At 58.7% G+C, this 21,357-nt stretch carries 19 protein-coding genes; 1 reads left to right on the top strand and 18 read right to left on the bottom strand.

What is annotated here, in order from left to right; translation table 11 throughout:
- The first annotated feature begins 36 nt into the window (after window positions 1–36).
- Complete coding sequence (locus ACHZCJ_RS11835) at window positions 37–1,185, top strand: hypothetical protein (protein ID WP_321326637.1); 1,149 nt, start codon at window positions 37–39, stop codon at window positions 1,183–1,185.
- A 77-nt stretch (window positions 1,186–1,262) separates the two neighbouring features.
- Here ACHZCJ_RS11835 and ACHZCJ_RS11840 read toward each other — a convergent pair whose 3' ends face one another.
- The 18 genes from ACHZCJ_RS11840 to ACHZCJ_RS11925 form a co-directional block, all read right to left on the bottom strand.
- Window positions 1,263–2,396 carry an aminotransferase class I/II-fold pyridoxal phosphate-dependent enzyme gene (locus ACHZCJ_RS11840; RefSeq protein ID WP_321326639.1) on the bottom strand — a complete coding sequence of 378 codons (1,134 nt, stop codon included), beginning with the start codon at window positions 2,394–2,396 and terminating at the stop codon, window positions 1,263–1,265.
- A 2-nt stretch (window positions 2,397–2,398) separates the two neighbouring features.
- A complete protein-coding gene (locus tag ACHZCJ_RS11845) occupies window positions 2,399–3,025 on the bottom strand; it encodes an acetyltransferase (protein WP_159647016.1) in 627 nt (208 codons plus the stop codon).
- Window positions 3,022–3,606: a sugar transferase gene (locus tag ACHZCJ_RS11850; protein ID WP_321326641.1), complete on the bottom strand. Its 585-nt coding sequence runs from the start codon at window positions 3,604–3,606 to the stop codon at window positions 3,022–3,024. The genes ACHZCJ_RS11845 and ACHZCJ_RS11850 overlap by 4 nt, the downstream gene beginning before the upstream one ends.
- 186 nt (window positions 3,607–3,792) lie before the next feature.
- A complete protein-coding gene (locus tag ACHZCJ_RS11855; protein ID WP_321326643.1) occupies window positions 3,793–4,935 on the bottom strand; it encodes a glycosyltransferase family 4 protein in 1,143 nt (380 codons plus the stop codon).
- Window positions 4,936–5,004: 69 nt separating this feature from the next.
- Complete coding sequence (gene wecB, locus ACHZCJ_RS11860; protein ID WP_321326645.1) at window positions 5,005–6,138, bottom strand: non-hydrolyzing UDP-N-acetylglucosamine 2-epimerase; 1,134 nt, start codon at window positions 6,136–6,138, stop codon at window positions 5,005–5,007.
- Entirely contained in the window at window positions 6,135–6,824 is a 690-nt protein-coding gene (locus tag ACHZCJ_RS11865; RefSeq protein ID WP_321326647.1) for a hypothetical protein, read from the bottom strand. The genes wecB and ACHZCJ_RS11865 overlap by 4 nt, the downstream gene beginning before the upstream one ends.
- 22 nt (window positions 6,825–6,846) lie before the next feature.
- Window positions 6,847–7,956: an NAD-dependent epimerase/dehydratase family protein gene (locus tag ACHZCJ_RS11870; protein WP_321326649.1), complete on the bottom strand. Its 1,110-nt coding sequence runs from the start codon at window positions 7,954–7,956 to the stop codon at window positions 6,847–6,849.
- A 1-nt stretch (window position 7,957) separates the two neighbouring features.
- Window positions 7,958–8,992, bottom strand: a complete 1,035-nt coding sequence (locus ACHZCJ_RS11875; protein WP_321326651.1) for a polysaccharide biosynthesis protein — start codon at window positions 8,990–8,992, stop codon at window positions 7,958–7,960.
- The gene (locus tag ACHZCJ_RS11880; RefSeq protein ID WP_321326653.1) at window positions 8,982–10,220 is read right to left on the bottom strand and encodes a glycosyltransferase; all 1,239 of its coding nucleotides are present in this window, start codon (window positions 10,218–10,220) and stop codon (window positions 8,982–8,984) included. Before ACHZCJ_RS11880 ends, ACHZCJ_RS11875 begins: the two co-directional genes overlap by 11 nt.
- The gene (locus tag ACHZCJ_RS11885; RefSeq protein WP_321327787.1) at window positions 10,217–12,103 is read right to left on the bottom strand and encodes an acyltransferase family protein; all 1,887 of its coding nucleotides are present in this window, start codon (window positions 12,101–12,103) and stop codon (window positions 10,217–10,219) included. Before ACHZCJ_RS11885 ends, ACHZCJ_RS11880 begins: the two co-directional genes overlap by 4 nt.
- A 123-nt stretch (window positions 12,104–12,226) precedes the next feature.
- Complete coding sequence (locus ACHZCJ_RS11890; protein ID WP_159647032.1) at window positions 12,227–13,129, bottom strand: sulfotransferase domain-containing protein; 903 nt, start codon at window positions 13,127–13,129, stop codon at window positions 12,227–12,229.
- Entirely contained in the window at window positions 13,126–14,241 is a 1,116-nt protein-coding gene (locus ACHZCJ_RS11895) for a glycosyltransferase (RefSeq protein WP_321326656.1), read from the bottom strand. Before ACHZCJ_RS11895 ends, ACHZCJ_RS11890 begins: the two co-directional genes overlap by 4 nt.
- A 6-nt stretch (window positions 14,242–14,247) precedes the next feature.
- Window positions 14,248–14,928 (bottom strand): class I SAM-dependent methyltransferase, encoded by a 681-nt coding sequence (locus ACHZCJ_RS11900; protein WP_321326658.1) that lies wholly within the window; start codon window positions 14,926–14,928, stop codon window positions 14,248–14,250.
- Window positions 14,918–15,877, bottom strand: a complete 960-nt coding sequence (locus ACHZCJ_RS11905; protein WP_321326661.1) for a glycosyltransferase — start codon at window positions 15,875–15,877, stop codon at window positions 14,918–14,920. The genes ACHZCJ_RS11900 and ACHZCJ_RS11905 overlap by 11 nt, the downstream gene beginning before the upstream one ends.
- The gene (locus ACHZCJ_RS11910) at window positions 15,874–17,148 is read right to left on the bottom strand and encodes a glycosyltransferase family 4 protein (protein ID WP_321326662.1); all 1,275 of its coding nucleotides are present in this window, start codon (window positions 17,146–17,148) and stop codon (window positions 15,874–15,876) included. The genes ACHZCJ_RS11905 and ACHZCJ_RS11910 overlap by 4 nt, the downstream gene beginning before the upstream one ends.
- Window positions 17,145–18,428, bottom strand: coding sequence for a hypothetical protein (locus ACHZCJ_RS11915; RefSeq protein ID WP_321326664.1), 1,284 nt, complete (start codon window positions 18,426–18,428; stop codon window positions 17,145–17,147). Before ACHZCJ_RS11915 ends, ACHZCJ_RS11910 begins: the two co-directional genes overlap by 4 nt.
- A gap of 37 nt (window positions 18,429–18,465) precedes the next feature.
- Entirely contained in the window at window positions 18,466–20,334 is a 1,869-nt protein-coding gene (locus ACHZCJ_RS11920) for an ABC transporter ATP-binding protein (RefSeq protein WP_321326667.1), read from the bottom strand.
- On the bottom strand, window positions 20,331–21,329 hold the full coding sequence (locus ACHZCJ_RS11925; protein WP_321326669.1) for a hypothetical protein: 999 nt from the start codon (window positions 21,327–21,329) through the stop codon (window positions 20,331–20,333). The genes ACHZCJ_RS11920 and ACHZCJ_RS11925 overlap by 4 nt, the downstream gene beginning before the upstream one ends.
- Window positions 21,330–21,357: the final 28 nt, after the last annotated feature.

Consider the following 21,357-nt stretch of genomic DNA (forward strand, 5'->3'; position numbering starts at 1 on the left):
GATGATCAATGCGCTGATCCAAGCAAGATGAACTGGATGAAAGCAGCTGTCCTGTCTGTCGGGGCCGTCGCTTTGAGCGCTGCGCTGGCCATGCAGGCCTTCACCAATGCTCTCGCCAATGATCAGCCTGCCGTTGCCGCAGGGGCCTTTCCCCTGAACGGATTTGCACTGGAGCGCGTCGCCCTCGACCGGCTCAACAGCCAGGCAGAGGAATCCCTTTCTCCCCTGGCCAGAAAGATTTTGGCACAGGAACCATTGTCACCGGTATCCTGGACGATTTTGGCCCTTGATCAACGGGATGAGGGAGCAAAGAACCGGATTTTGCTGGCCGCATCAGAACTCAACCGCCGCACTCTGATGCTGCAGTCCAATCTGTTGTTGCTATATGCCTCACGCGATGATTTCGCCAACAGTATCGCAGTGCTCAACCAGATACTGACCGTTTCGCCCGAGCAACAGAAAACCATGTTTCCGATCCTGATTCAGGCGCTGAAGGACGAACGGTCGGTTCCGGAATTTGCGCAGGCGTTGAGCTTCGAGCCGGACTGGTCCAATCCGTTCTTGCAAGCCGCAGCAGGGGATCGCGACGCGCTCTCCAATCTCGCGCGATTGCGAATGAGCCTGTTTGACAAGCTGGCCGTTGAACCGGACACGGACCGAGCCATAGTGGACGCGCTGGTCAGGGCCGGCGACCTGGATTCGGCATTCGCACTCTATCAGAGAATTTCCGGGCCAGGTTCCGGCAATCTGGCTGGCACGACCAGCCGGCAGGGCAAGCTTGGCTGGAGCAGCGAAATGCCGCCGTTTGACTGGCGGCTCAACAAAGGTTCCGGAGAGCGCGCGCAAATTGTCGATGATCCCGAGCGGCTGGAGTTTTTTGTCAGGCGAGGAAAAGCCGGCATTCTGGCCGAGCGGATCATTTCGGTACCGCAATCTTTCACGCTCAGGGTGACGCATGAAATCTCGCCCGTGGAACAGCTTGAAGACGTCAGGATCGCGCTTCAATGTGAGAATAGCGAAACCGGCTTTTTTGACCAGCCACTGACGAAAAGCCCCAGCATTTTCCCGGTCGGACCGCTGCCGTCCGATTGTGCAGTCGTCCGCCTGTCCCTGCTGGCGCGGGCCTGGTCCGACAAGGATAATCTGAACGGGCAGATCCATTCCATCCAGATCAGTGCACGCTGATTTTAAACGCAGCCGTCCGGCGCATCAGCATAGCGCGCAAGGCCCGCTTATCCACCAGCGGCTTACGGGACTTGCGCTTAGCCTTTTCTATCCAGCAGGATCTGGATCCGCTCGATAACCTCGTCTTGCTGATCATCCGTCATGTCGCTTCCCGAGGGCAGGCACAGGCCGTTTGCAAACAAGCTTTCGTCAATTCCGGCACCATGATAGGGCGTGCCGGTATAAAGGGGCTGCATGTGCATCGGTTTCCATAGCGGCCGCGCTTCGATTTCATGCTCTAGCAGCATCAGGCGGATGTCCTCGCGCGATACGCCGGTCAATGCCGGGTCGATGGTCAGGGCGGTAAGCCAGCAAGTGGAACGCTGCCCTTCGGGTTCCGGCATGAAGGCTATGCCTGGGCGGGACAGGGCCTTGCGGTAGCGTTGACAGATCGTCCGTCTTCTGGCGACGCGTTCGTCCAGCACCTCCATCTGTCCCAGGCCGATCGCGGCGCAGATATTTGACAGCCGGTAATTGTAGCCGAAGGTGGAATGTTCGTAATGCGGGGCAGGGTCGCGCGCCTGGGTCGCGAGAAAACGCGCCTGTTCGGCCCAGTCCTTGTGCCGGGTGACCAGCATGCCGCCGCCTGAGGTGGTTATGATCTTGTTGCCGTTGAACGACAGGATCGCCGCGTCGCCGCCGGTGCCGGCCTTGCGCCCGCCCAGATAGGAGGCGCCGAGGCTTTCGGCGCTGTCGAGAACGAGCCGGATATCATATTGTGCCGCCAGCGTTTCAAGCGCGTCGAGATCGACGGATTGACCATAGAGATCGGTCGGGACAATGGCTTTCGGCAGGCGACCTTCCCGGTCGGCCACGGCCAATTCGTCGGTGAGCCGCGCGATATCGATGGTCCAGCTGGCTGGGTCGAGATCGAAAAAACGGGGCGTCGCGCCGAGATAGTTGACCGGGAAGATGCCACCGGCAAAGGTCATGGACGAAATCCACACCTCGTCACCGGCGCCGACACCGGCGATGCGCAACGCGAGGTGCAGCGCGGCCGAACCGGAAGACAGGCCGACGCAATGCAGGTCGCCGCCGAGATACTCGCTGACGGTGGCCTCGAAAGACTCGAGCTGCGGTCCCAGCGGAGCAACGAAGTTCGAGGCAAAGGCCTCGGCTACATATTCCTGTTCCCTGCCGGACATATGGGGGCGTGAAAGATAGATGCGCATGATCAGTCCTTGATTAGTGGCCGGGCCGGATTGCCGACAACGGTTTGGCCGGCCGCCACATCCCGGATGACAACCGCGCCCATGCCGACGGTGGCGCCGGCACCAATGGTTATTCCCTGCCGCAGAATCGCGCCGGAACCGATATAGGCATGGTCGCCGATTGTGACATTGCCGTTGGCCTTGGCGCCGGGGGCGAAGGTGACATAATCGCCGACAACACAGTCATGTTCGACATAGGAATAGAGATTGGCGTGGAAACAGCATCCGATCGAGATATTGGATGTCAGCGTTACAAAAGGCGAGAGGCAGGCGCCCGGACCAATCGCTACTTCGTCCATCTGCACGACCGATGCCGCCCGCGCTTCAACCAACGGAATATCTGCTGCGGCACATTTATCAGCCAGACGCTGACGAACTTTCGAATCTCCAATGGCAATCGATACCGCCTTGTCGCGATTTTCGCGCTCCAGAAAAGCGGGCCAGTCGACAATATCCTGTCCGTTCACGCGGCCGGGTGCCTGGCCGTCATCGATGAACAGCAGATCGGCTCCGGCATATTGTCCGCGCAACAACGGCAGGATGCCCCGGCCACAACCGGATGCGCCATAGACGCCGATCAGTCGCTTCATGATTGCGGGCCGGTAAATTTTGGCATGGTCGCTTCCCCTGCTGCCGAGATGCCTTCGCGCTTCAGCACCTTGCGGATCGTGAGCCAGATGATCTTCAGATCAAGCCAGATAGTCCGGTTGTCAACATACCAGACATCAAGTGCGAATTTTTCGTCCCAGGAAATCGCGTTGCGGCCATTGATTTGCGCCCAGCCGGTAACGCCGGGACGGACATTATGCCGGCGCGCCTGTTCGGCGGAATAGAGCGGCAGATATTCCATCAGCAACGGACGCGGACCGACAAGGCTCATGTCGCCTTTCAGCACATTCCACAGTTCCGGCAGTTCGTCGAGCGAGCTGGATCTGAGGCTGCGGCCCAGCGGGGTCAGCCGCTCGCTATCGGGCAATAGCTGGCCATTTGCTCCGGTTGAATCCCGCATGGTCCGGAATTTCATCATTTCAAACGGCTTGCCATCGCGCCCGGGGCGTGTTTGGCGGAACAGCACAGGCGACCCCATCCCGCGCCGGATCAGGATCACCAGAATCAGCATCAGCGGCGACAGCAGGATGAGGCCGGTGGCGGCGCCGGCAATGTCAAACATCCGCTTCACCATGACCTGAGAAGCCTCTGGTCCGTGCAAAGCCCATCCAGATGGTGGCTTGTGAGGGGGATGATCCAGCCAATCAGCCAAAGGTTGCGCGCTTCGCCAAGGTGCGCGCCTTCCGGCATATCGGCATCTGCTATCTTCACGCCATTTTCCCTTGTGCGGCCCCGTACATGTCCCGGCTTATATTCCCTGTGTGTCGCCCTCGATCACCGCGATCATGTCGCGGTTCACCCGGTGCACATCGAACCGTTCCCGTGCCAGACGATGGGATGCGTCTGACATCTTTAGCAACTCTCCGCAAGATGCGCTGGCCAGCCTGTCCATGGCCCCGGCCAACGCCGCCGCATCGCGCGGGGGCACCAGCATGCCGTTGCTCCCGCCGTCGAGTGTCTCGCGGCAACCGGGCATGTCGGTGGTGATGATCAGCCGACCCAGCGCCAGCGCCTCGAGCAGCGAGCGCGGCACCCCTTCGCGATAATAGCTCGGCAGAACCACCACATGGGCTGCGCGCATCAGTGGCCGTACATCGGCGACCTGGCCGTGCCATGTCAGCACCTGCTCGGCCTGCCAGCGGTCGATCTCCTCGGCGGTCACGCTGTCCGGGTTGCTGTCGAGCCCGCCGATCAGGTCGAACTGCACCTGTGGATGGCGCGCGCGGGTGCGGCGCGCCGCCTCGGCAAATTCGCGCACGCCCTTCGAGGCGATCATCCGCGCGACCAGCACGAAGCGCATCGGCCCGTCGGGCAGCGGCACCCGGGCGAAACGGTCGAGATCGATGCCCGAGCCATCGACAACCCGTGTCTGCGCACCGGCCCCCACAATGGCGCGTTCGCGGAACAGCGCGAGATCGTCACGATTCTGGAACACCACCATATCCGCGCGGTTGAGCGCGGCGCGATAGAGGCCCGAGACCAGCGCCGTCAGCAACCGTTGCCTGGCGCCCGTTCCCTCGTTGAACGACAGACCCAGCCCAGTTATCAGCGCCACGCGGCGCGGCACCCGCGCCAGCCAGGCCGCCAGCGTGCCCCAGATGACCGGCTTGACCGTATAGCCCATCATCACATCGGGCCGCAGCCGTCGCATTAGCCGCGCGAGCGCGGCGAGCAGGCGCAGATCGGCCAGCGGCGACAGGCCGGTGCGGTCCATCGGCACATCATGCGGGGTGATGCCCATCTCGCGCAACCGCTCCGCCTCGACGCTGCCGGCGCCAAGCCCCGGCGCCGCCGCATGGACCTCATGCCCGCGCGCCACCAGGGCCTGCAGCAGCGGCCCCCGGAAATTCAGCAGCGATCCGGCAAATCCGGCAATGATTATGAAACGCATGGGATTATCTGTTCTGCCGGTGTGCCACAGCGGAAGCGACGTTGACCTCGGGAGGATATTGCACGGTTCTCAGCCTTTCCGCCAAACCACCCGGTTCACAAAATCGGTGTAGCTGTGGATGATCCGGACGATTTTCTCCGACACATTGTCCGGTGCATAATCATCGACCAGATGCAATGCCCGTTCCTCGCCGCGGGGCTGGGTCTGGAGGATTTCCAGACCTTGCAGCACGCGTTCTGGGTTCATGCCGACCATCATCACCGCCGCTTCCTCCATGCCTTCGGGCCGTTCGTGGGTTTCGCGGATATTGAGCGCAGGGAAATTGAGGATCGAGCTTTCCTCGGTGATCGTGCCGCTGTCCGACAGCACAGCGCGGGCGTTCATCTGCAGGGCGTTATAGTCGGAAAAGCCGAAGGGTTTCATCTGCTGCACCCGCGGGTCCAGTTTCGCGCCCGTGGCCTCGATCTTGTTGCGGGTGCGCGGGTGGGTGGAGAGGATCACCGGCAGTCCGAACCGATCGGGCAGCATGTTGAGAATTTCTACCAGCCCCTCGAACTGGCGCGGGTCCTCGATATTTTCCTCGCGGTGCGCGCTGACCACGAAATAGCCGTGCTTTTCCAGACCCAGCTGTTCCTGGACATTCGAGGCGGCAATCCGGTCGCCATAGGCGGACAGGACTTCGCGCATCGGGCTGCCGGTGACGATCACCCGCTGCGGATCCAGCCCCTCGCGCAGCAGATATTCGCGCGCGATCTGGCTGTAGGTCAGGTTTATGTCGGCGGTATGGTCGACGATCCGGCGATTGATCTCCTCGGGCACGCGCATGTCGAAACAGCGGTTTCCGGCTTCCATGTGGAAAGTGGGAATCTTCAGCCGCTTGGCGCTGATCACCGCGAGGCAGCTGTTGGTGTCGCCCAGCACCAGCACCGCGTCGGGCCGGTGTTCGGCGAGTATCTTTGCGGATTTGGCAATGATATTGCCGATTGTCTCGGCGGCGGTGTCGCCCGCCGCTTCCAGGAACACATCGGGCTGGCGCAGGCCGAGATCCTCGTAGAAAATCCCGTTGAGCTCATAATCGTAATTCTGCCCGGTGTGGACGATCAGATGGTCGGAATGCCGGTCGAGCGCATCCATGACCCGGGACAGCCGGATCAGCTCCGGCCGGGTGCCGACGATAGTGGCGATTTTGAGTTTTTTTGTCATTTGTCCTGTTCTTCCTGAACGCGTAGAATGATCGCCGAAATTTTGTAGTTTTTGACGAGGTAGCTCAGGCCCGAAGCGCGCGACCTGGTTCTTTTGATTCCACCACGAAACGTTACCATTCGCGCGATGTCGCCCGCTATTGATTTTAGCGACTGAAATGATGTTCTCGTGCGGCGCAGGTCGGACCATCGTCCGCCATCCACCAGAATCTCGCTGTCCACAATCCGGGTACCAGGAAACAGAGCATGTATTTCCTCCGGGGATGGCCGGAACATCGTGTCAATCGGATCAAGATGATAGGGATAATCGTAGGGCACTGTAACGATGATATATCCGCCCGGTCGAACAAAGCTCTTGCAGGCGTCGGCGAATGCGGCGGGATCAACAAGATGTTCGAGCAGATTGCAAAGCAGAAGCGATTTAGCCTGGACGTCTTGAAGTTTCGCGCAGACATCCGGATCGAAAATATCGCCGACGATCTCGACGCCTTCGGCATCTCGAAGATCGGTAGTGACAATCCGTACGCCTCTTTCCCGCAGCGGAGCATGAACAAACTGCTCGATATGGGGCTTTGCAATTGTTCGGAATGCGAGACTGGAGGAACCGATTTCCAGCAGCGGTGACAATTCCGCAACATCCATTTCGGCCAGATGTTCTTGTAACCATCTTGATTCGATCAGTCTCATATATTCTATCCCGAAAATTGCATCATGAAGTCAGCGGGTGCGCGATCGTATCCGGACGGTCCCGGTCGAACAGCTCGTTGGCCCAGAGCATGCAGATCAGCTCGTCCTCGCCGATATTGGTGATGTCATGGCTCCAGCCCGGCACGGTTTCCACGACCATGGATTCCTCGCCATATGTGTCGAGCGCGTGGGTCTCGCCGCTGTCCATATTGTAGAAACGGAACCTCGCCCGCCCTTTCAGGACGAGGAATTTCTCGGTCTTTGCATGGTGATAATGGCCGCCGCGGGTGACTCCGGGGCCGGCGGTGAAAAAGCTGAACTGGCCCGAATGTTCGGTTCGCAGCATTTCGGCGAAGACACCGCGCTCGTCGCCGTGGCGGGTGACGGGATAGGCGAAATCATCCACCGGCAGATAGCTGATATAGGTGGCATAGAGCGCGCGTCCGAGCCCGGTGCCGGTTTCTCCCACCGTGTGCGTCTCTCGGATAGCCCGGTATTCGCGCAGCTGGTCTGCGAGGTCTTGCAGGGTGATGCGATATTCCGGCGCGATCGCAGTGATCTGGGCGCCGCTGCCCGGCGAGGCCAGCCAGGCCAGCCAGCCGGTGATCACGTCATCGACATGGACCAGCCGAACCTCGGCGTCCGGAGCGCTGATCGTGATCGGCAGATCGCGGGCGATATTGTGGCAGAAGGTGGCGACGACCGAATTGTAATCCGGGCGGCACCATTTGCCGAACACATTGACCAGCCGGCAGATATTGACCGGCGCGCCGCTGTCGCTGGCCAGCGCCTGCAGATGGGTTTCCGCGTTCGCCTTGGTCCGGCCATAAGGCGTGTCGCGATCCACCTGGATGGTGGACGCTGCAATCACCGGAATGGCACCCGACCGGTCGCGCAGCAATGCGCACAGCTGCGCGGTATAATGATCGTTGATTTCCTCGAATTCCGCTTCCGTGTCCGGCCGGTTGGCGCCGGCCAGATGGACCACCGCTTCCGCCTGCTTCACCATGTCGGCCAGATCGGCGTCGCTGGTGGCGCGGGTTGCGCCAAGCACGTCATGGCCTGCTTCGCGCAGGCGCAGCGCCAGATTGCGGCCGATGAAACCATTTGCTCCGGTAATCAGGACCTGCATGTCAAACCTCGGAATCTGCCGGTTCGCCGGCCATCGTGGAACGGATGAAGGGAAGCTGCAGCAGCAGCTCTTTCATGCCCTCGACATCAAGCTGTTGCGTGTTTTCCGACGTATAGTCAAAGGATTCGCTGATCCGGCTTTCCCCGGATTCGACGTAGACGCCGTAATTCAGGTCGCGCATGTCGGCCGGAACGCGATAATATTCTCCCAGATCAACCGATTGGGCGAGTTCCTCGCGCGAGAGCAGGGTCTCGTGCTTTTTCTCGCCGTGGCGGGTGCCGAGTATATGGATTGGATGGTCGGGTTTCCCGAACAGGTCCAGCAGCGCTTCGGCCAGGACCCTGATCGTCGCGGCCGGCGCCTTCTGCACCAGCACATCGCCCGTCGCCCCGTTTTCATAGCCGAACAGGACCAGATCGACGGCGTGGTCCAGCGTCATCATGAAGCGGGTCATGTCGGGATCGGTGATGGTCAGCGGCTCGCCCGCCTGGATCTGGCGCACGAACAGCGGAATGACCGATCCGCGCGAGGCCATGACATTGCCATAGCGGGTACAGCAGATGGTCATGCGGTCGGGATCGATCGCGCGGGCCTTGCCGGTGGCGACCTTTTCCATCATCGCCTTGGACGTGCCCATCGCATTGATCGGATAGACCGCCTTGTCGGTGGACAGGCAGATCATCCGCCTGACGCCGGAGCGATGCGCCGCATCGATCGTGTTGGCGGTGCCCAGGACATTGGTGTTCACAGCCTCGAGCGGAAAGAATTCGCAGGACGGAACCTGTTTCAGCGCCGCCGCGTGAAACACGAAATCGACGCCGTGCATGGCGTCCGAGAGGCTGTCCCGGCTGCGCACGTCGCCGAGGAAGAATTTGAGCTTGTCGTTGCGATACAGCTTGCGCATATCGTCCTGCTTCTTCTCGTCGCGGCTGAAGATACGGATTTCGCGGACATTGCTGTCCAGAAAGCGCCGCACCACGGCATTGCCAAAACTGCCGGTGCCGCCGGTGATCATCAGGCAAACATCATCTAACATGAACATCATTCTCCATAAGGGTCCGGTCGGGGCCGGGCACGTTGCATTGCGCCAGCAGACGGACAAGGGCTTCGCTGTGAACTTTATAATCAAAATCGGCTTCGGCTGTCGCGCGAGCGGCGCGGCGCATCGCCGACAATTGTGCCGGATCGAGCGTCAGCGCCCGCTCGAGAATATTCGCCAGGTCGCCGGGGTCGTGGGATGGGCAGACCAGACCGTTGACACCATCGTCCAGATGCTCTGCAAGGTCCGAAGTCAGGTTGGTGATCACCGGCGTCCCGAGGCTGAGACTCTCGCCGAACTTGGTCGGGAAGCCGGCGGTCGACACCCGGTTGATCCGGCGCAGAAAGATGGTGAAATCGGCAGCGCGCGTGATCGCGACCGATTGCTCGTGCGTGACCCGGCCGTGCAGCGTCAGACCCGGAGGCACGGCATCGTGGCCGTGCAGGCCGGGCAGGCCCAGCACTTCCTCCGCAGTGGGGCCGGCGATATCGAGGCGGATACGCGCCCCGTCCGGGTCGAGCCGCATCAGGGCGGTGACGACCGTGTCGAGCAGATCGTTCGAGGCCGACCCGCAATAGGACAGGCGCAGCCGGCCGTCCGCTGACCGGTTCTCCAGCACCGGTTCCAGCGCGGAGACGTCGAGAGTGGGCGGCACTTGCGCGACCGCGAGCCCGCGCCGCCGGTAATAGTCGGCGAGATAGGAGGAGATCGCGACCACGCCGTCCAGCCGGGGGATCAACACGCGCATCGCCAGTTCGATATTCCACAAATAGGGCGACTTCAGAAAGCCGGCGGTGCTGCTGGCCGTATACCATTCGACGGCGTCGAAGATCAGCGGGATATTGCGCCGCCGGGCCATCCCGGTCAGCTGCAGCAAATAGGGTGAATAGCCGCTGTACAATATGATCGCGGCGGGTGGCGTTGGCGCGCGCGCGATCCAGTCCCGCGTGCGGCTGCCGGTGAAGATATAGCGGGCCCGCTTCAGCGCGCGCGGCAGATGCTCGGCATCGCGCTCGCCGGTCGAGGCGAGGCTGATCCCCGGAGCGAAAGGCCGCGCATCGCCGCCCGAGCGGTCGATCTGGGCCGAGATGATCGTCACCCGATAGCCCGCCGCGACCAGCGACTGGGCGTTGCCCAGCACGCGCCGCGCGCCCGCCCCGCCTTCGGGAAAGTCGAAGGGGACGACATAGGCGATCCAGGGGGAGTGATGAGTCTTTTGGCTCACAATGGATTCAATCCCGAAAATTGAGGTGCGGAGAAAAGGCGATATCCCAAGTATGATGCTCCCGCGGGCGTCAGGTGCCGACCGTCGTAGGTGATTATCCTTCCAGATTCATTGAACGCTGGGCAGCGATTGCCGTCGCAGAGTATAGTCAACGGGTCCACAAACACCTCTTTCCCAAGTGCGTCAGATAACATGCCATTGGCTGCCAAAGCGCCCTTTCGGGGTCGCACACGGAGATCCACCGCGTCAGTCAGGCTATTCTGGATGAGGATTTTTCGATCACGTTCGAAATCCTTCGAACCAATCACTCGCAGCACCGCATCACTGCGCGAACTTAATGCTTTGATAGTGGCAACGGAGGAATCCATCCTACGACTGTTCCAAAAGAACGCCATTAAAATAATGTCGGCTTGATCAATGCGTGAATCCGTGCGGAGCTGCTGCCACGCCTCGCGACAACGAGAGAGATAGCGTGCTGATATCTTGGCTTCAGCTTCTTTCCCGCCCAAACTAGCTCCGCAACGCGCAGGTATATTCAAGGCAGCAATCTGATCATCTGCAAATGCGTGGTTTGCGCGGATCATGTTGAACAAATCTTGAGAAAAGGAATCGCCGATGATCAGCACCCGTCGTCCTGAGGCCTTGCTTTCGAAAGACCGCGCCAAAGCCTTCGCATATTCGGAGCTGTCTGTATAATCCGTGGAATCAGCTGCTGAGATGGCGACAACATCGCGTTGCCATGTTGGATAGCTATCAGCAAAACCGGCCCGAGCGAGAATAATTGTAGCGGCAAGAATGCATATTGCGGCCGTCGATATCACCCATGTCAGTAAAAGCTTGGAGGGCATGCGCTGACGATCCCGGAAGGGCCTTTCTATCCATCGCCAACTAATTGCAGCTAAAATGAAAGTCACAACCGATAGTAGGAGTAGCACCGATAATGGCGCCTCTCCACCGAAGTGTAGACGGGCAAACACGAACAGCGGCTGATGCCACAAATAAGCGCTGTAGCTTACAAGACCAATCGAGACGACAAAAGGTAAGGAAAGCACCTTACCGGAGCCGCTCGTAGGTCGTGAAAATCCAATCACTAGCGCCGTGCCAACCACAGGGATCAGCGCATATCGACCTGGAAAAGGCGTGATTTCAGAAAATAGAGGAACCGAAATTGCGATCATCGCGAGGCCTATCCAGCCAGCCATGGCCGCAGGGCCCGGGAACCGAACAACTGCTGTATCGAGCCGACTGAAATGCATAGACACCAGTGCTCCCATACCCAGTTCCCAAGCCCGGGTCGGCAAAATGAAAAACGCTACATCGGGTTGGCGCGTGGACATCCAGTCAGCGAGTATAAAGCTGATCAAAACAATCGCCCAGAGGAGCCCAAAAACCCATCGGCGACCCAACCGCGCTGCCAGCATCAGCAGAGCGGGCACAACGAAATAGAACTGTTCTTCTACCGCAAGGCTCCAGAAATGAAGTAGCGGTTTTAGTTCAGATGCCGTTTGGAAGTATCCGCTCGACAGCAAGAAGTGTATGTTTGCAGCAAATAGCTGTGTGGCTATCAGGCTTTTTGCATAATCGACCAGTTGATCGGGGTACATGGTCAGCAGAGCCACAGGTATTGTCAGCACCGAAACCAGCAACAATGGGGGGAGTATTCGGCGAATTCGCCTCTCATAGAAATTGCGGTAGGAAAATTTCCCGGCTTCGATATCGCTCAGAATTATCCGTGTAATCAGAAAGCCACTGATGACGAAAAATACATCGACACCCACAAAGCCGCCGGAGAAGCCTGGCATGCCCGCGTGGTAAAATAGCACGACCAGAACGGCGACCGCACGTAGACCATCAATCTCTGGTCGGTAATTGCGCGCATTCATCTTGAGCACCTATCCAGCTCTTTGATCCCCTTGATCAATGCCGAGAGCCCATCCAGCTGGCTAGCGTCGTCAAGCAATACAGCAGAACAGCGACCGTTCGTTAGTGCAGGGCGCTTTAGTTGGCTACCAATAGAGAGCATCTGGGAACTCCCGCTGCAGTTTTTCTCGATCAGCCTTGTAATATTCCTGAAGCAGTGACTTTGATTCAGGCGTCAGAACATCCTTATGCGCGATCGGATTGGTGAAAGGCCATCTTCCGAGCAAAAAGGAGAAGCCGCGACCGGCATTCCGCAACAGTTGCGATGACCGATATTCCTTGCGCGAACGTCCCAGCGAGTAATGATAGGTCAGGGCGTTTGGCAGCTTGCGGAAAAAGGCGCGCCGATAATCATAGCTGCCGACGTTTTTTTCGCGTTTTGCCGGAATTTGATCCGGGTCGAACGGCACTTGCAGAAAGGTGCAGAGCCGCTGCGTAACCGTGCCAAAATCTTGCTGTATCGCCTTCTGGCTGGTGACGAAAATACTGTCAGCGCCATAGACATCCCGGACATGTGTCAGGCTGGAGTGATAAATTCCGTTTCTCAGCAGCGCCGTTCCGACTATGTGTTTTGACAAATAGTCTCCGTGAAACATCGCGTGGACGGCGCGGTTTATTTCCATGACCGGAAGCTTGGCGCTGTTCATCAAATGGAAGTAATGGGACACAAAACGACTGACCGGCTCCCGGCAGACCATGATCATCTTGCAATCGGGGGAATGGTCCTTGAGCCGGTCGATGGCTACTATATCGGTGAATATGGTCGGCCGCTTTATTCCCTTCAGCTGCCCGTCTGCCGCGCCGGACAAATCAAGCTGGCGCGCAACACGACCCTGTTCGAAATCAGGCGACTCAAAACATGCCAGTTCCCCAAGCGGCAAATAAAGCGACGGGTGATTATGCAAAAAATGCTGGACGGCCGTGGAAGCCGATTTTTGCGCGCCGATTATGGCGAAATCTATCCGGGTGTCGGAGCCGCGGGTAGTCATTTGCTGACCTTTCCAGAAAACAGCAGTTCAATCATGTCCAGTTTGTGCGCATCATCGAGCAGGGCGGCGGGCAAGCGGTCATTGGACAGTGTTTCGCGGAGCGCATCATCCGTCATAAGCTTGTGCATCGCATCAAAAATGGAATCGGCATCCTGCTCGGCGATCAAGCCGGTCTCGCCGTGCACCAGTTGCTCGTCGACCCCGGATACGCGGGTGGCCACGATCGGTTTTCCCATGATCTTGGCTTCATTGACGACGCCGCACAGGCCTTCGTAATTCGACAGCATCGCCACCAGGTCACACTCGGCATAAGCAGGAAAGGGGTTTTCGATGCGGCCAAGCAGATGCACATGCCGACCCAGATCCCGTGCGGCTATCTCGGCTTCGATGTGGTCGCGGTTGGGGCCGTCACCCAGCACGAACCAGTCGAAATCCAGGCCCGCATCCAACAGACGGCGCGCCACCTGTGTCATGCGGGTCAGTCCCTTGGCTTTTTCATGCAGGCGACAGACTGAAATAATGCGCAGAGCGCCGTTGCGTCGGGGCGGAAAGGGGGGCGGCTCGGCCCGCGCCCGCGCCCGCATCTCGTCGGGATCGAGGATATTATAGACCACATGGACCTTGTCCGCCACCTCCGGCACTGCTGCCACAAGCGATTGGCGGGCGACATCCGAGACACAGACAAAGCTGGAGAATGCGCGCAGGTTGCGCCGTACCCGATTCACTATGTCCTTGCTCCTGCTCAATTGCGACAGGTCGTTCCGGATAAAATGCAATTTGTTGCGCGCCCGAATAACATGTCGGATAACCCAAGTCGGTGCTCCGGTCATACCAACCGCCGCGCCGTCATAACGTCCCAAAGCCAAGCGCAGAGCTGCGACCGCTCCCAAGCCACCACGGAGCATTCGAACCGCGGGATTTTCTGACCGTAGCCCTGGCCGCAAGTGCACGATCTTTATCGATGGCGCCAGACGGTCTACCAGTGCGCCGCCACGCTCGGTCAGCACCAGCGTTATGCGCGCTCCACGCGCCTCTAGGGCGTTGAGAAGCCGCAGCGTGGACATTTCGGCGCCGCCTATATTGAATTGCGAAAGGTGAAAGAGAATTTTCACGTCGCCTCAGATCTTTGCGCGCGCGATGCACCGGACTTGCGAGGATTTTCTGCTCAGCCGCGCCCAGATGCGGGAAGCCACATGGAATAGCGGCAAGCCTCCATATTGTATGATGAGAGGCCATTTTGGTGGCCAGCGATGTTTCAATTCAGTTGCTTCAACTATATCAAATCCGCAAGTCTTCACCAGATTTCCAAGATTTGCCGCGCTCCAGGAATATAGGTGAAAGTCGCGGTCGGCTTCTCGATAGGGATAACTTGTCTGGTCGCATGGGACCACAATTATCAGAATGCCATCTTCCTTTAACACCCGTCGCATTTCGCGAATTTGTCTCGCCGGGTCTTCGACATGTTCGACGCAGTGGTTGGAAATCACAGCATCGAACGCGTTGTCAGGATATTCGTCGATCAAGGCATGAACCGTTAGCCCCCGCGCCCGCGCCGCTTCAGCAGCGTGCGGATTGATCTCCACACCATTTTTCCCACCCAAGACAGTGAGCAGAGCACCATCACCGCATCCGAAATCGAGAATTTCCATTCCGTCTTTCAAATAGGGTTCGAATTTCCAGGCATTGGCCTGGCCGCGCAACAGACCATGCCGCCCCTGATCAGTGAAATAGGCGCGATCATAATGTTCGCTCGCAGCCTCATATTGAGTTTGCGTTTTGTTCCAGCGATTATTCACCATGGGTATGTCTTTCTTTAATATTTAACGATCTGATGCTGGCCGGCATGCGCCAGTTACGCAGGAAGCGGCGCAGCTGGCCCGGCAGCGATCCTGAATAGATTTTGTGAAATGACGCCAGTACGCGAGGGTCTTCGGGAGGCAAGGCCGGATCCAGCGCCGAGCCGGAAGGCGCCAGCGCCGTGTGCATCCGGTCGTGGGCTCCGGTATGCGTGCCGCTGCCGTCAAAACCGATATTCTGCACCAGATTGCGGACCGGATAGAGGGCCACGCGGTCATTGATGACATGCCACAGGTTGAACATGATCGACCAGGAATCAATCCGCCCTGCGAGCTGTCTGCCCAGCCGGTCCAGCTTGTCCGATCCGGTTGCCATGAACCGCCTGCGCAAAGCCCGGTCCTGCCAGAGGCGCGGAGCGTCCCTGCCAGACCAGTCGACCGTTTCCCAGCGGTCGCGCCAGGTGGCCCAGCTATGACTGCAACTGCGCGGAACGGCGTAGACATCATGCGGGTAATCCGCCGGCGGCTGCGCTATCGGACAATAGCCCGTGACAGACCCGACTTCGGTGGTCTGTTCATGCCGTTCCAGCGCGCTGTTCATGAACCGGAGAAAATCGGGCGCCACCAACAGATCATCCTCGAGCACGATGACGGTTCCGTGCTGATCGATAACCCGGCTGACGCCTTCGACAATGGATCGCGCCAGCCCCTTGTTGTTCTCTGATGCGATGATCGTCACTTGGGCGAAATCCTGTTGCCAGCGCGGCTCGGCCAATATGCTGCGGACGGCTGCAACCTGGCCCTCGGCGGCGGCATTTTTCGGCCCGTCCGAGAAAATCCAGACACTGGTATCGCGCGCGCCTTCTGCGGCAGACAGAGCCGTGAGCGTCTGCTCCAGATGGTCGGGGCGTGCATAGGCGAACAAGGCAACCGGAGCGAGCGAACGGGTCATGCCGGCTGCCTCGCTACCACTGTATGATAGGCGTTCACCAGTGTCTCGATAATGGTCTCGGGATCGTGTGTTGCGCTGGCACGAATTCGCGCAGCCTCCGAGAGTTTCTCTGCCAGATCATCATCTTCGAAAACACGCTGCAGCTGCCAGGCGAGCATCGCCGGATCGCCCGCGCGATAGTAAAGCACCTCTTTTTCATCCTGCGCCATGGACGGTACACCCCCGACATAGGACGGAACCGCCGGGACCCCCATCAGCATCGCTTCGGCGAGCGTATTGGGGCTATTCTCGATCAGCGAAGACAGGACGACGACATGGGACCGGCGCATCCGCTCGGCCATTTGCTCTGCATCCAGCTGACCGGTGAAGACCACGTGATCCCTTAGTCCGAGATCGGATATGAGATCCATCAGGTAGACCGAGTAACCGACCAGTCGCTGCGCCGACAGCCGGGACAAAGACCAGGGGTTGCGGCCGGCGATATAGAGCTTGGCATCGGGGAACTTGTGATGGACCTGGGCCAGCGCCCGGACGGCAAAATGCACGCCCTTCAGCGCCGAGGCTCCATTGCCGACGAAGATCGAAAAGGGTTCGCAATCCGTGCGGGACCAGCGTTTCTCATAAAAGGGATCACGCAATATTCGCGGGCAATGATGATATTGTGCCTCCGGATTCAGCCAGTTGGCCTGGGCCCGGTCCCATATTGTCCGGCCCAGAATATGGTCGGCCATGGCGATCGTCTCGCGCTCGCCGCGCAGGCGAGGCAGAAATTTGACGAGATTATTGGCCAGCAGCGCCAGCCCCACGATCATATGCTGCGGATGGCGGAGATTGAGAAAATCGCCTGCCGAAAGATGGCCGAACTGATAGGGCTTGTACCCGTTGATCACGCCTTGCAGGGAAATCAGCCGGCGGCCGGACCAGCTGGACAGGAAGCGCCGTGTATAGGCCATCTCGGTGCCTTCGACATGCAGGATATCGGGGGCAAAGTCGGAGAGAACCCGATCACAGTCGGCTTGGCCGATATCATAGCTGTTCCCTTTGGACTGGGGGATCGCGTAATAGTCGATGCCGTCCTGACGGACGTGCTGAAGATTTTTGACCGGCGCCCGCATCGCCACCCCCAGCCGCAAGCCTTCGACCTGGGCCAGACGACGGGTGGTCACGGAAAGCCAGCCGCCAAAAGGCGTTTCCGGCACGCCCAGCCGGGCGGCCACAGCCGGCAGGACAATATTGGATGTCCAGAGTACGGATATGGGTTTCCCCGTCATGCCGCGGACATCCGTCTTCCGGGCGAAACGGCGGGACGACGATATCTGGACCTGTTCCCGAATTCACTGGTGATCGAGCATGCTACCGGGAACATGATGAACAGCACCACGCCTATTGCCATTGTCACGCTGTTCAACAGGGGAAACAGGATCATCACCGCCAGTACGCCACCGGTCATGCTCAGCACGCCGGGGAGTTGCCGGAGCATCCTGACCGGAAGATAGAGCATCAGCACCATATAAAGCATGCCAAAGAACAGACCGCGCTGTGCAAAATAGTCCAGATAGGCCGAATGATTGCCCACGCCACGGTCTCCCAGCACCCCGAAGAGGGGGTTCTGCAGGAAGGAATTGATACTGCGAAGATAGCGCTCGGTCCGGTCGGCTACCGTTCCGGTCGAGTCTCCGATTTCCAGCGAAAGCTGGAGATCGCGCAACTTGTAGACGAACGAGGTTCCGTCTGCGACGGGGATCAACAATTCGATAATGTCCTGCAGGAATATCTGTCCCACGACTACCAGAAACAGGGCCACCAGTGGAGCCATCAGCAGAATCCAGGGGCGGGTCCGCAGATACATCAGTGAAACAGCCAGCGTTGCGACCATCACGATGACCGCAATTGTAAAGCCGGCACGCAGGACCAGAATGGTAATCAGTGCCAGCATGACCGGCGGCATCAGGCGAAACGCGCGCGGGAAAGCCCGAAGAAATCGCGGAGCCGATGAAGTGTCGAACTGGCGCCAGCGGAAAGTCATCAGCACCAGCACGGGAATGAGAACGAGCGAGGAATAGATCAGCGAATATCCTCCGACGCCCTGTTGCATCAATTCCATCGCTTCACCAGAAGAACGGACCACGGTTCTTGCGGCATGGTCTCCGAACGTATCGAAGCCGCGAAGGGTGCTGATCCACCAGACGGGCAGTGCCAGCATCATTGTCCAGAAGACCGGTGCCAAGCTTTTTGGGTCGGTCCGGCGGCTTTCGTAGATAACCAGCAAAGCTAGCAGAATATACATCTGAATGTGGGATATCAGTTCCCATTCGCCAAGGGCATACCACAGCACCAGATCATAGGCGATAAACAGGCCTGCGCCCAAGACTGGCCATGTCGGCCGGCGGAAAATTCCGTTAGAACGTATGATTTCCAGCAGGCCCCATGTGACGATCGCGAGCAGCGCCAGCGCTCGTGCGATCGGATTGAGGGTTAGCGGCGGACTTATGATCCACAGGCACAGGATTGCCAGTGCGAAATTCTGCAGGCTGATAATATTTAGCTTCATGGCAGATCAACTCACGTAAATTGGACCGGTATCGGTATCATTCGGACTTCTGGGTAACAAGATCGCGAAAATCCGGGCTGTCGCGAAGATTTTCGTCCCAGTTGCCCGATGCCACGATCCGGCCCTGTTTCATGACAATGATCCGGTCGCAGGATTTCACTGTTGTCAACCGGTGAGCGATTACCAGCAGGGTCTTTTCGCCCGGCAGTGCATCGATTGCCGCAACCAGTTCACCTTCGGTCACCGAATCCAGCGCGCTTGTCGCTTCGTCAAACACGATCAGATCAGCATCGCGGTACAGCGCTCGGGCGATACCGATCCGTTGTCGTTGACCGCCGGACAGGCGCACACCATTTTCGCCGATCGGCGTATCATATCCCTGCGGCATTTCGCTGGCGATGAAATCGTGCAATTGCGCTATCCGGGCCGCTTCCTCGATTTTGCTCTGGTCGGCATGGCCGGTTTTTGCGCCGAGGGCGATATTTTCGGCCACTGTCGCGTCGGACAGAAAGATATGCTGTGGCACATATCCGATGGCTTTTTGCCAGATCCGGATATCCTCGTCTGCAAGCCGGACATCATCGACCATTACGTCCCCTTCGCGGGGGCGCAGCAGGCCAAGAACCAGATCAGCGAGAGTGCTCTTCCCCGCGCCGGTTGTCCCGACTATCCCGATACGCTGACCTTTCAGAATTTTCAGATTGATTCCGTTCAATGCCAGACCTTCTGCAGTGGGATAGGCAAATTGGACATCGCGAAGCTCCAGTGACTTGCCGAGTCTTATCGAACGGGACGACGGTTTGATCTTCATCGCCGGATCGACGGGCATTATCATGTCGGAATGCACGCTGGTTACAGCTGCCGCGCCAAATTTCATCACGCTGATCGAGCGGTAGATTTTTTGTACCTCCGGCATCAGCCTTTGTGCGCCGAGCGCCATGATACCCAATTCCGGCAAAACCCCGGTCAGCAATCCCCCATTGATCAGGGTTTCTTCGTCAAAATATACTAGCGGCAAGAGTATGATCGAAACAAAGATAACCGCTTCCACCATGTAGCGCGGCGCCGAGTTGATCACATTAGCACGGGATTGTGTCAGCGCCGCTTCACTCGAAAAGCGGCTGTAATTGGACAGGTAGAATTTTTCTGTCCCCGCGATCTTGATGTCCTTGATACCGCTCAGCGCTTCCCGCGAAATCCGGTAGCGTTCGCTATTTGCTTTCACGCGACTGACGCCCATTCGGCCCAATATCGTGCGGCTGAACAGATAGACGATTGCGTAGGAAAGAAGGATCACCCCAAGCGCAATAAGGGTGATCATCGGTGCCAGAGCCATCAGTACGACGATAACCGACAAAGTGCCGAGCACGCCGGCCGCCAACTCGGCAGCGGGCCGGAAAAACTGCTGCACCACCTCGCGGGTCTCGTTCAATATGCCTTTCGCCATATCCCCGGTATTACGGCCCAGGAAAAAGGTCATCGGTTGCGACATGAAAACTTCGAGCAATCGCACGCTGATCGTGTGGATCCGCATCTGCGTGAAGCGTTCGATCATGTAGACGCGCAGCACCTGAAGCGCGGCGTTGATCACGAGCAGGGCAACAGTCGCTCCGCCCAGCAGCAATATGAAAGTGAATTCAGAAGGTGATCCGACCAGTCGATAGCCCCACTGCAACCAGGCATTGGTCTGGATTACGTCGGGACGGGTTAAAACCAGCAGAAACGGATAGACCGATGCAACGCTGAGCGCCAGTGTCACGGAAGACACAAGAAATATTGCCAGTACGATGAAGGCATTGCGTTGCTCGCGCGGTGTGAGCAGGGAAAAGGCGAGGCGCAGGGGGCTCCCCTGGTAAGGGGTGCCGTCCGCAGAGGCTGATGCCAGCTGACCAGCAGATTTGTTCATTTGCTATCTCCGGCACGTTGTTGCAGTCGCAGACCCAATTGTTCGATCCCGTGGCCCAGAGTGTAGAGCATTGCCCCTCCGGTACCATGTTTTTGCTGCCTCCGGCGCCACAGGGCCCGTCTGCGTGACGAGGGCGTCAAGCGTGTGGTCCCGTCGAGAGCGATGGCCTCGGGCCCCGAGAAGGGCAGGTAGCGCACGGTCAGATCGTCGGTTTCGGCATATTCCTGCAGAATCTGTTCGACCCTGCCGGGTGTAAATTCATCCATGGTGCATGGCGCCTTTTCTTCAATTCCCTGCGCCTCGAAGCGCTCGCTGAACGGACGGTGATCGATATCGATCCGCACCGCGGCCGTCGCCTTCAATCCCTCCGCCAGACCGGCAATCGCCACCGCGAAATCATGGTCCGTGGCAGCGCGGCGGCGCATTTTGGGCAGAATATCGCCGAGCAAGTGAGCATGTTTCTGGGCATGGGTATAGCATTTGCGAAAAATATCGCGATTGCTTTGCCCGAAATCGTGCAACCCTACGACATAAGGTACTTGTGCCCAGGGGTAACCCCGGGCCTTCATCCCTTCCATTGCCGTGGTTTCTGGCCGAAGCGATTGACCTTCCTCGGGAATCAGTTCGATCACCTGCGGTAACAAGGACGTGCGAAACAGATGGTTCCCGGCTTCGCGGAGCGTTACGAACAGCTTGTCCAGCACCACGCCCTGCAGTTCGAAGACTTCCGGTGGCTGCTGCATGGCTTGCCGCATCATCGCCTGAATCGATCCCGGGCGCATCACGACATCCGCATCGATACAGAAAGTCCATTCTCTACCGGCGGCAATGCCCGCCTCGAAACTGACACGCATTGCTTTGGAGAAGGGCGCTTCGCGCACCGTCACGATCTGGCTATCATCCACCCCCTGCGCGCGAATCGACGCGCGGCACGCCTCTTCGGTGCGCTCGCCAACGGTCCGGATGATCATGGTCACGGCGTCCAGGACGTTCATGGTCGATGCGTGCTCCATATAAGGTTAA

Origin of the sequence: uncultured Parasphingorhabdus sp. (genome assembly GCF_963677535.2) — a bacterium.
Taxonomy (GTDB): domain Bacteria; phylum Pseudomonadota; class Alphaproteobacteria; order Sphingomonadales; family Sphingomonadaceae; genus Parasphingorhabdus.

Excerpts from the sequence above, each read along its gene's own strand:
- ACHZCJ_RS11835 (WP_321326637.1), top strand. The coding sequence starts at position 37 with ATGAAAGCAGCTGTCCTGTCTGTCGGGGCCGTCGCTTTGAGCGCTGCG.
- ACHZCJ_RS11840 (WP_321326639.1), bottom strand. The coding sequence starts at position 2,396 with ATGCGCATCTATCTTTCACGCCCCCATATGTCCGGCAGGGAACAGGAA.
- ACHZCJ_RS11845 (WP_159647016.1), bottom strand. The coding sequence starts at position 3,025 with ATGAAGCGACTGATCGGCGTCTATGGCGCATCCGGTTGTGGCCGGGGC.
- ACHZCJ_RS11850 (WP_321326641.1), bottom strand. The coding sequence starts at position 3,606 with ATGTTTGACATTGCCGGCGCCGCCACCGGCCTCATCCTGCTGTCGCCG.
- ACHZCJ_RS11855 (WP_321326643.1), bottom strand. The coding sequence starts at position 4,935 with ATGCGTTTCATAATCATTGCCGGATTTGCCGGATCGCTGCTGAATTTC.
- wecB (WP_321326645.1), bottom strand. The coding sequence starts at position 6,138 with ATGACAAAAAAACTCAAAATCGCCACTATCGTCGGCACCCGGCCGGAG.
- ACHZCJ_RS11865 (WP_321326647.1), bottom strand. The coding sequence starts at position 6,824 with ATGAGACTGATCGAATCAAGATGGTTACAAGAACATCTGGCCGAAATG.
- ACHZCJ_RS11870 (WP_321326649.1), bottom strand. The coding sequence starts at position 7,956 with ATGCAGGTCCTGATTACCGGAGCAAATGGTTTCATCGGCCGCAATCTG.
- ACHZCJ_RS11875 (WP_321326651.1), bottom strand. The coding sequence starts at position 8,992 with ATGTTAGATGATGTTTGCCTGATGATCACCGGCGGCACCGGCAGTTTT.
- ACHZCJ_RS11885 (WP_321327787.1), bottom strand. The coding sequence starts at position 12,103 with ATGAATGCGCGCAATTACCGACCAGAGATTGATGGTCTACGTGCGGTC.
- ACHZCJ_RS11890 (WP_159647032.1), bottom strand. The coding sequence starts at position 13,129 with ATGACTACCCGCGGCTCCGACACCCGGATAGATTTCGCCATAATCGGC.
- ACHZCJ_RS11900 (WP_321326658.1), bottom strand. The coding sequence starts at position 14,928 with ATGGTGAATAATCGCTGGAACAAAACGCAAACTCAATATGAGGCTGCG.
- ACHZCJ_RS11905 (WP_321326661.1), bottom strand. The coding sequence starts at position 15,877 with ATGACCCGTTCGCTCGCTCCGGTTGCCTTGTTCGCCTATGCACGCCCC.
- ACHZCJ_RS11910 (WP_321326662.1), bottom strand. The coding sequence starts at position 17,148 with ATGACGGGGAAACCCATATCCGTACTCTGGACATCCAATATTGTCCTG.
- ACHZCJ_RS11915 (WP_321326664.1), bottom strand. The coding sequence starts at position 18,428 with ATGAAGCTAAATATTATCAGCCTGCAGAATTTCGCACTGGCAATCCTG.
- ACHZCJ_RS11920 (WP_321326667.1), bottom strand. The coding sequence starts at position 20,334 with ATGAACAAATCTGCTGGTCAGCTGGCATCAGCCTCTGCGGACGGCACC.
- ACHZCJ_RS11925 (WP_321326669.1), bottom strand. The coding sequence starts at position 21,329 with ATGAACGTCCTGGACGCCGTGACCATGATCATCCGGACCGTTGGCGAG.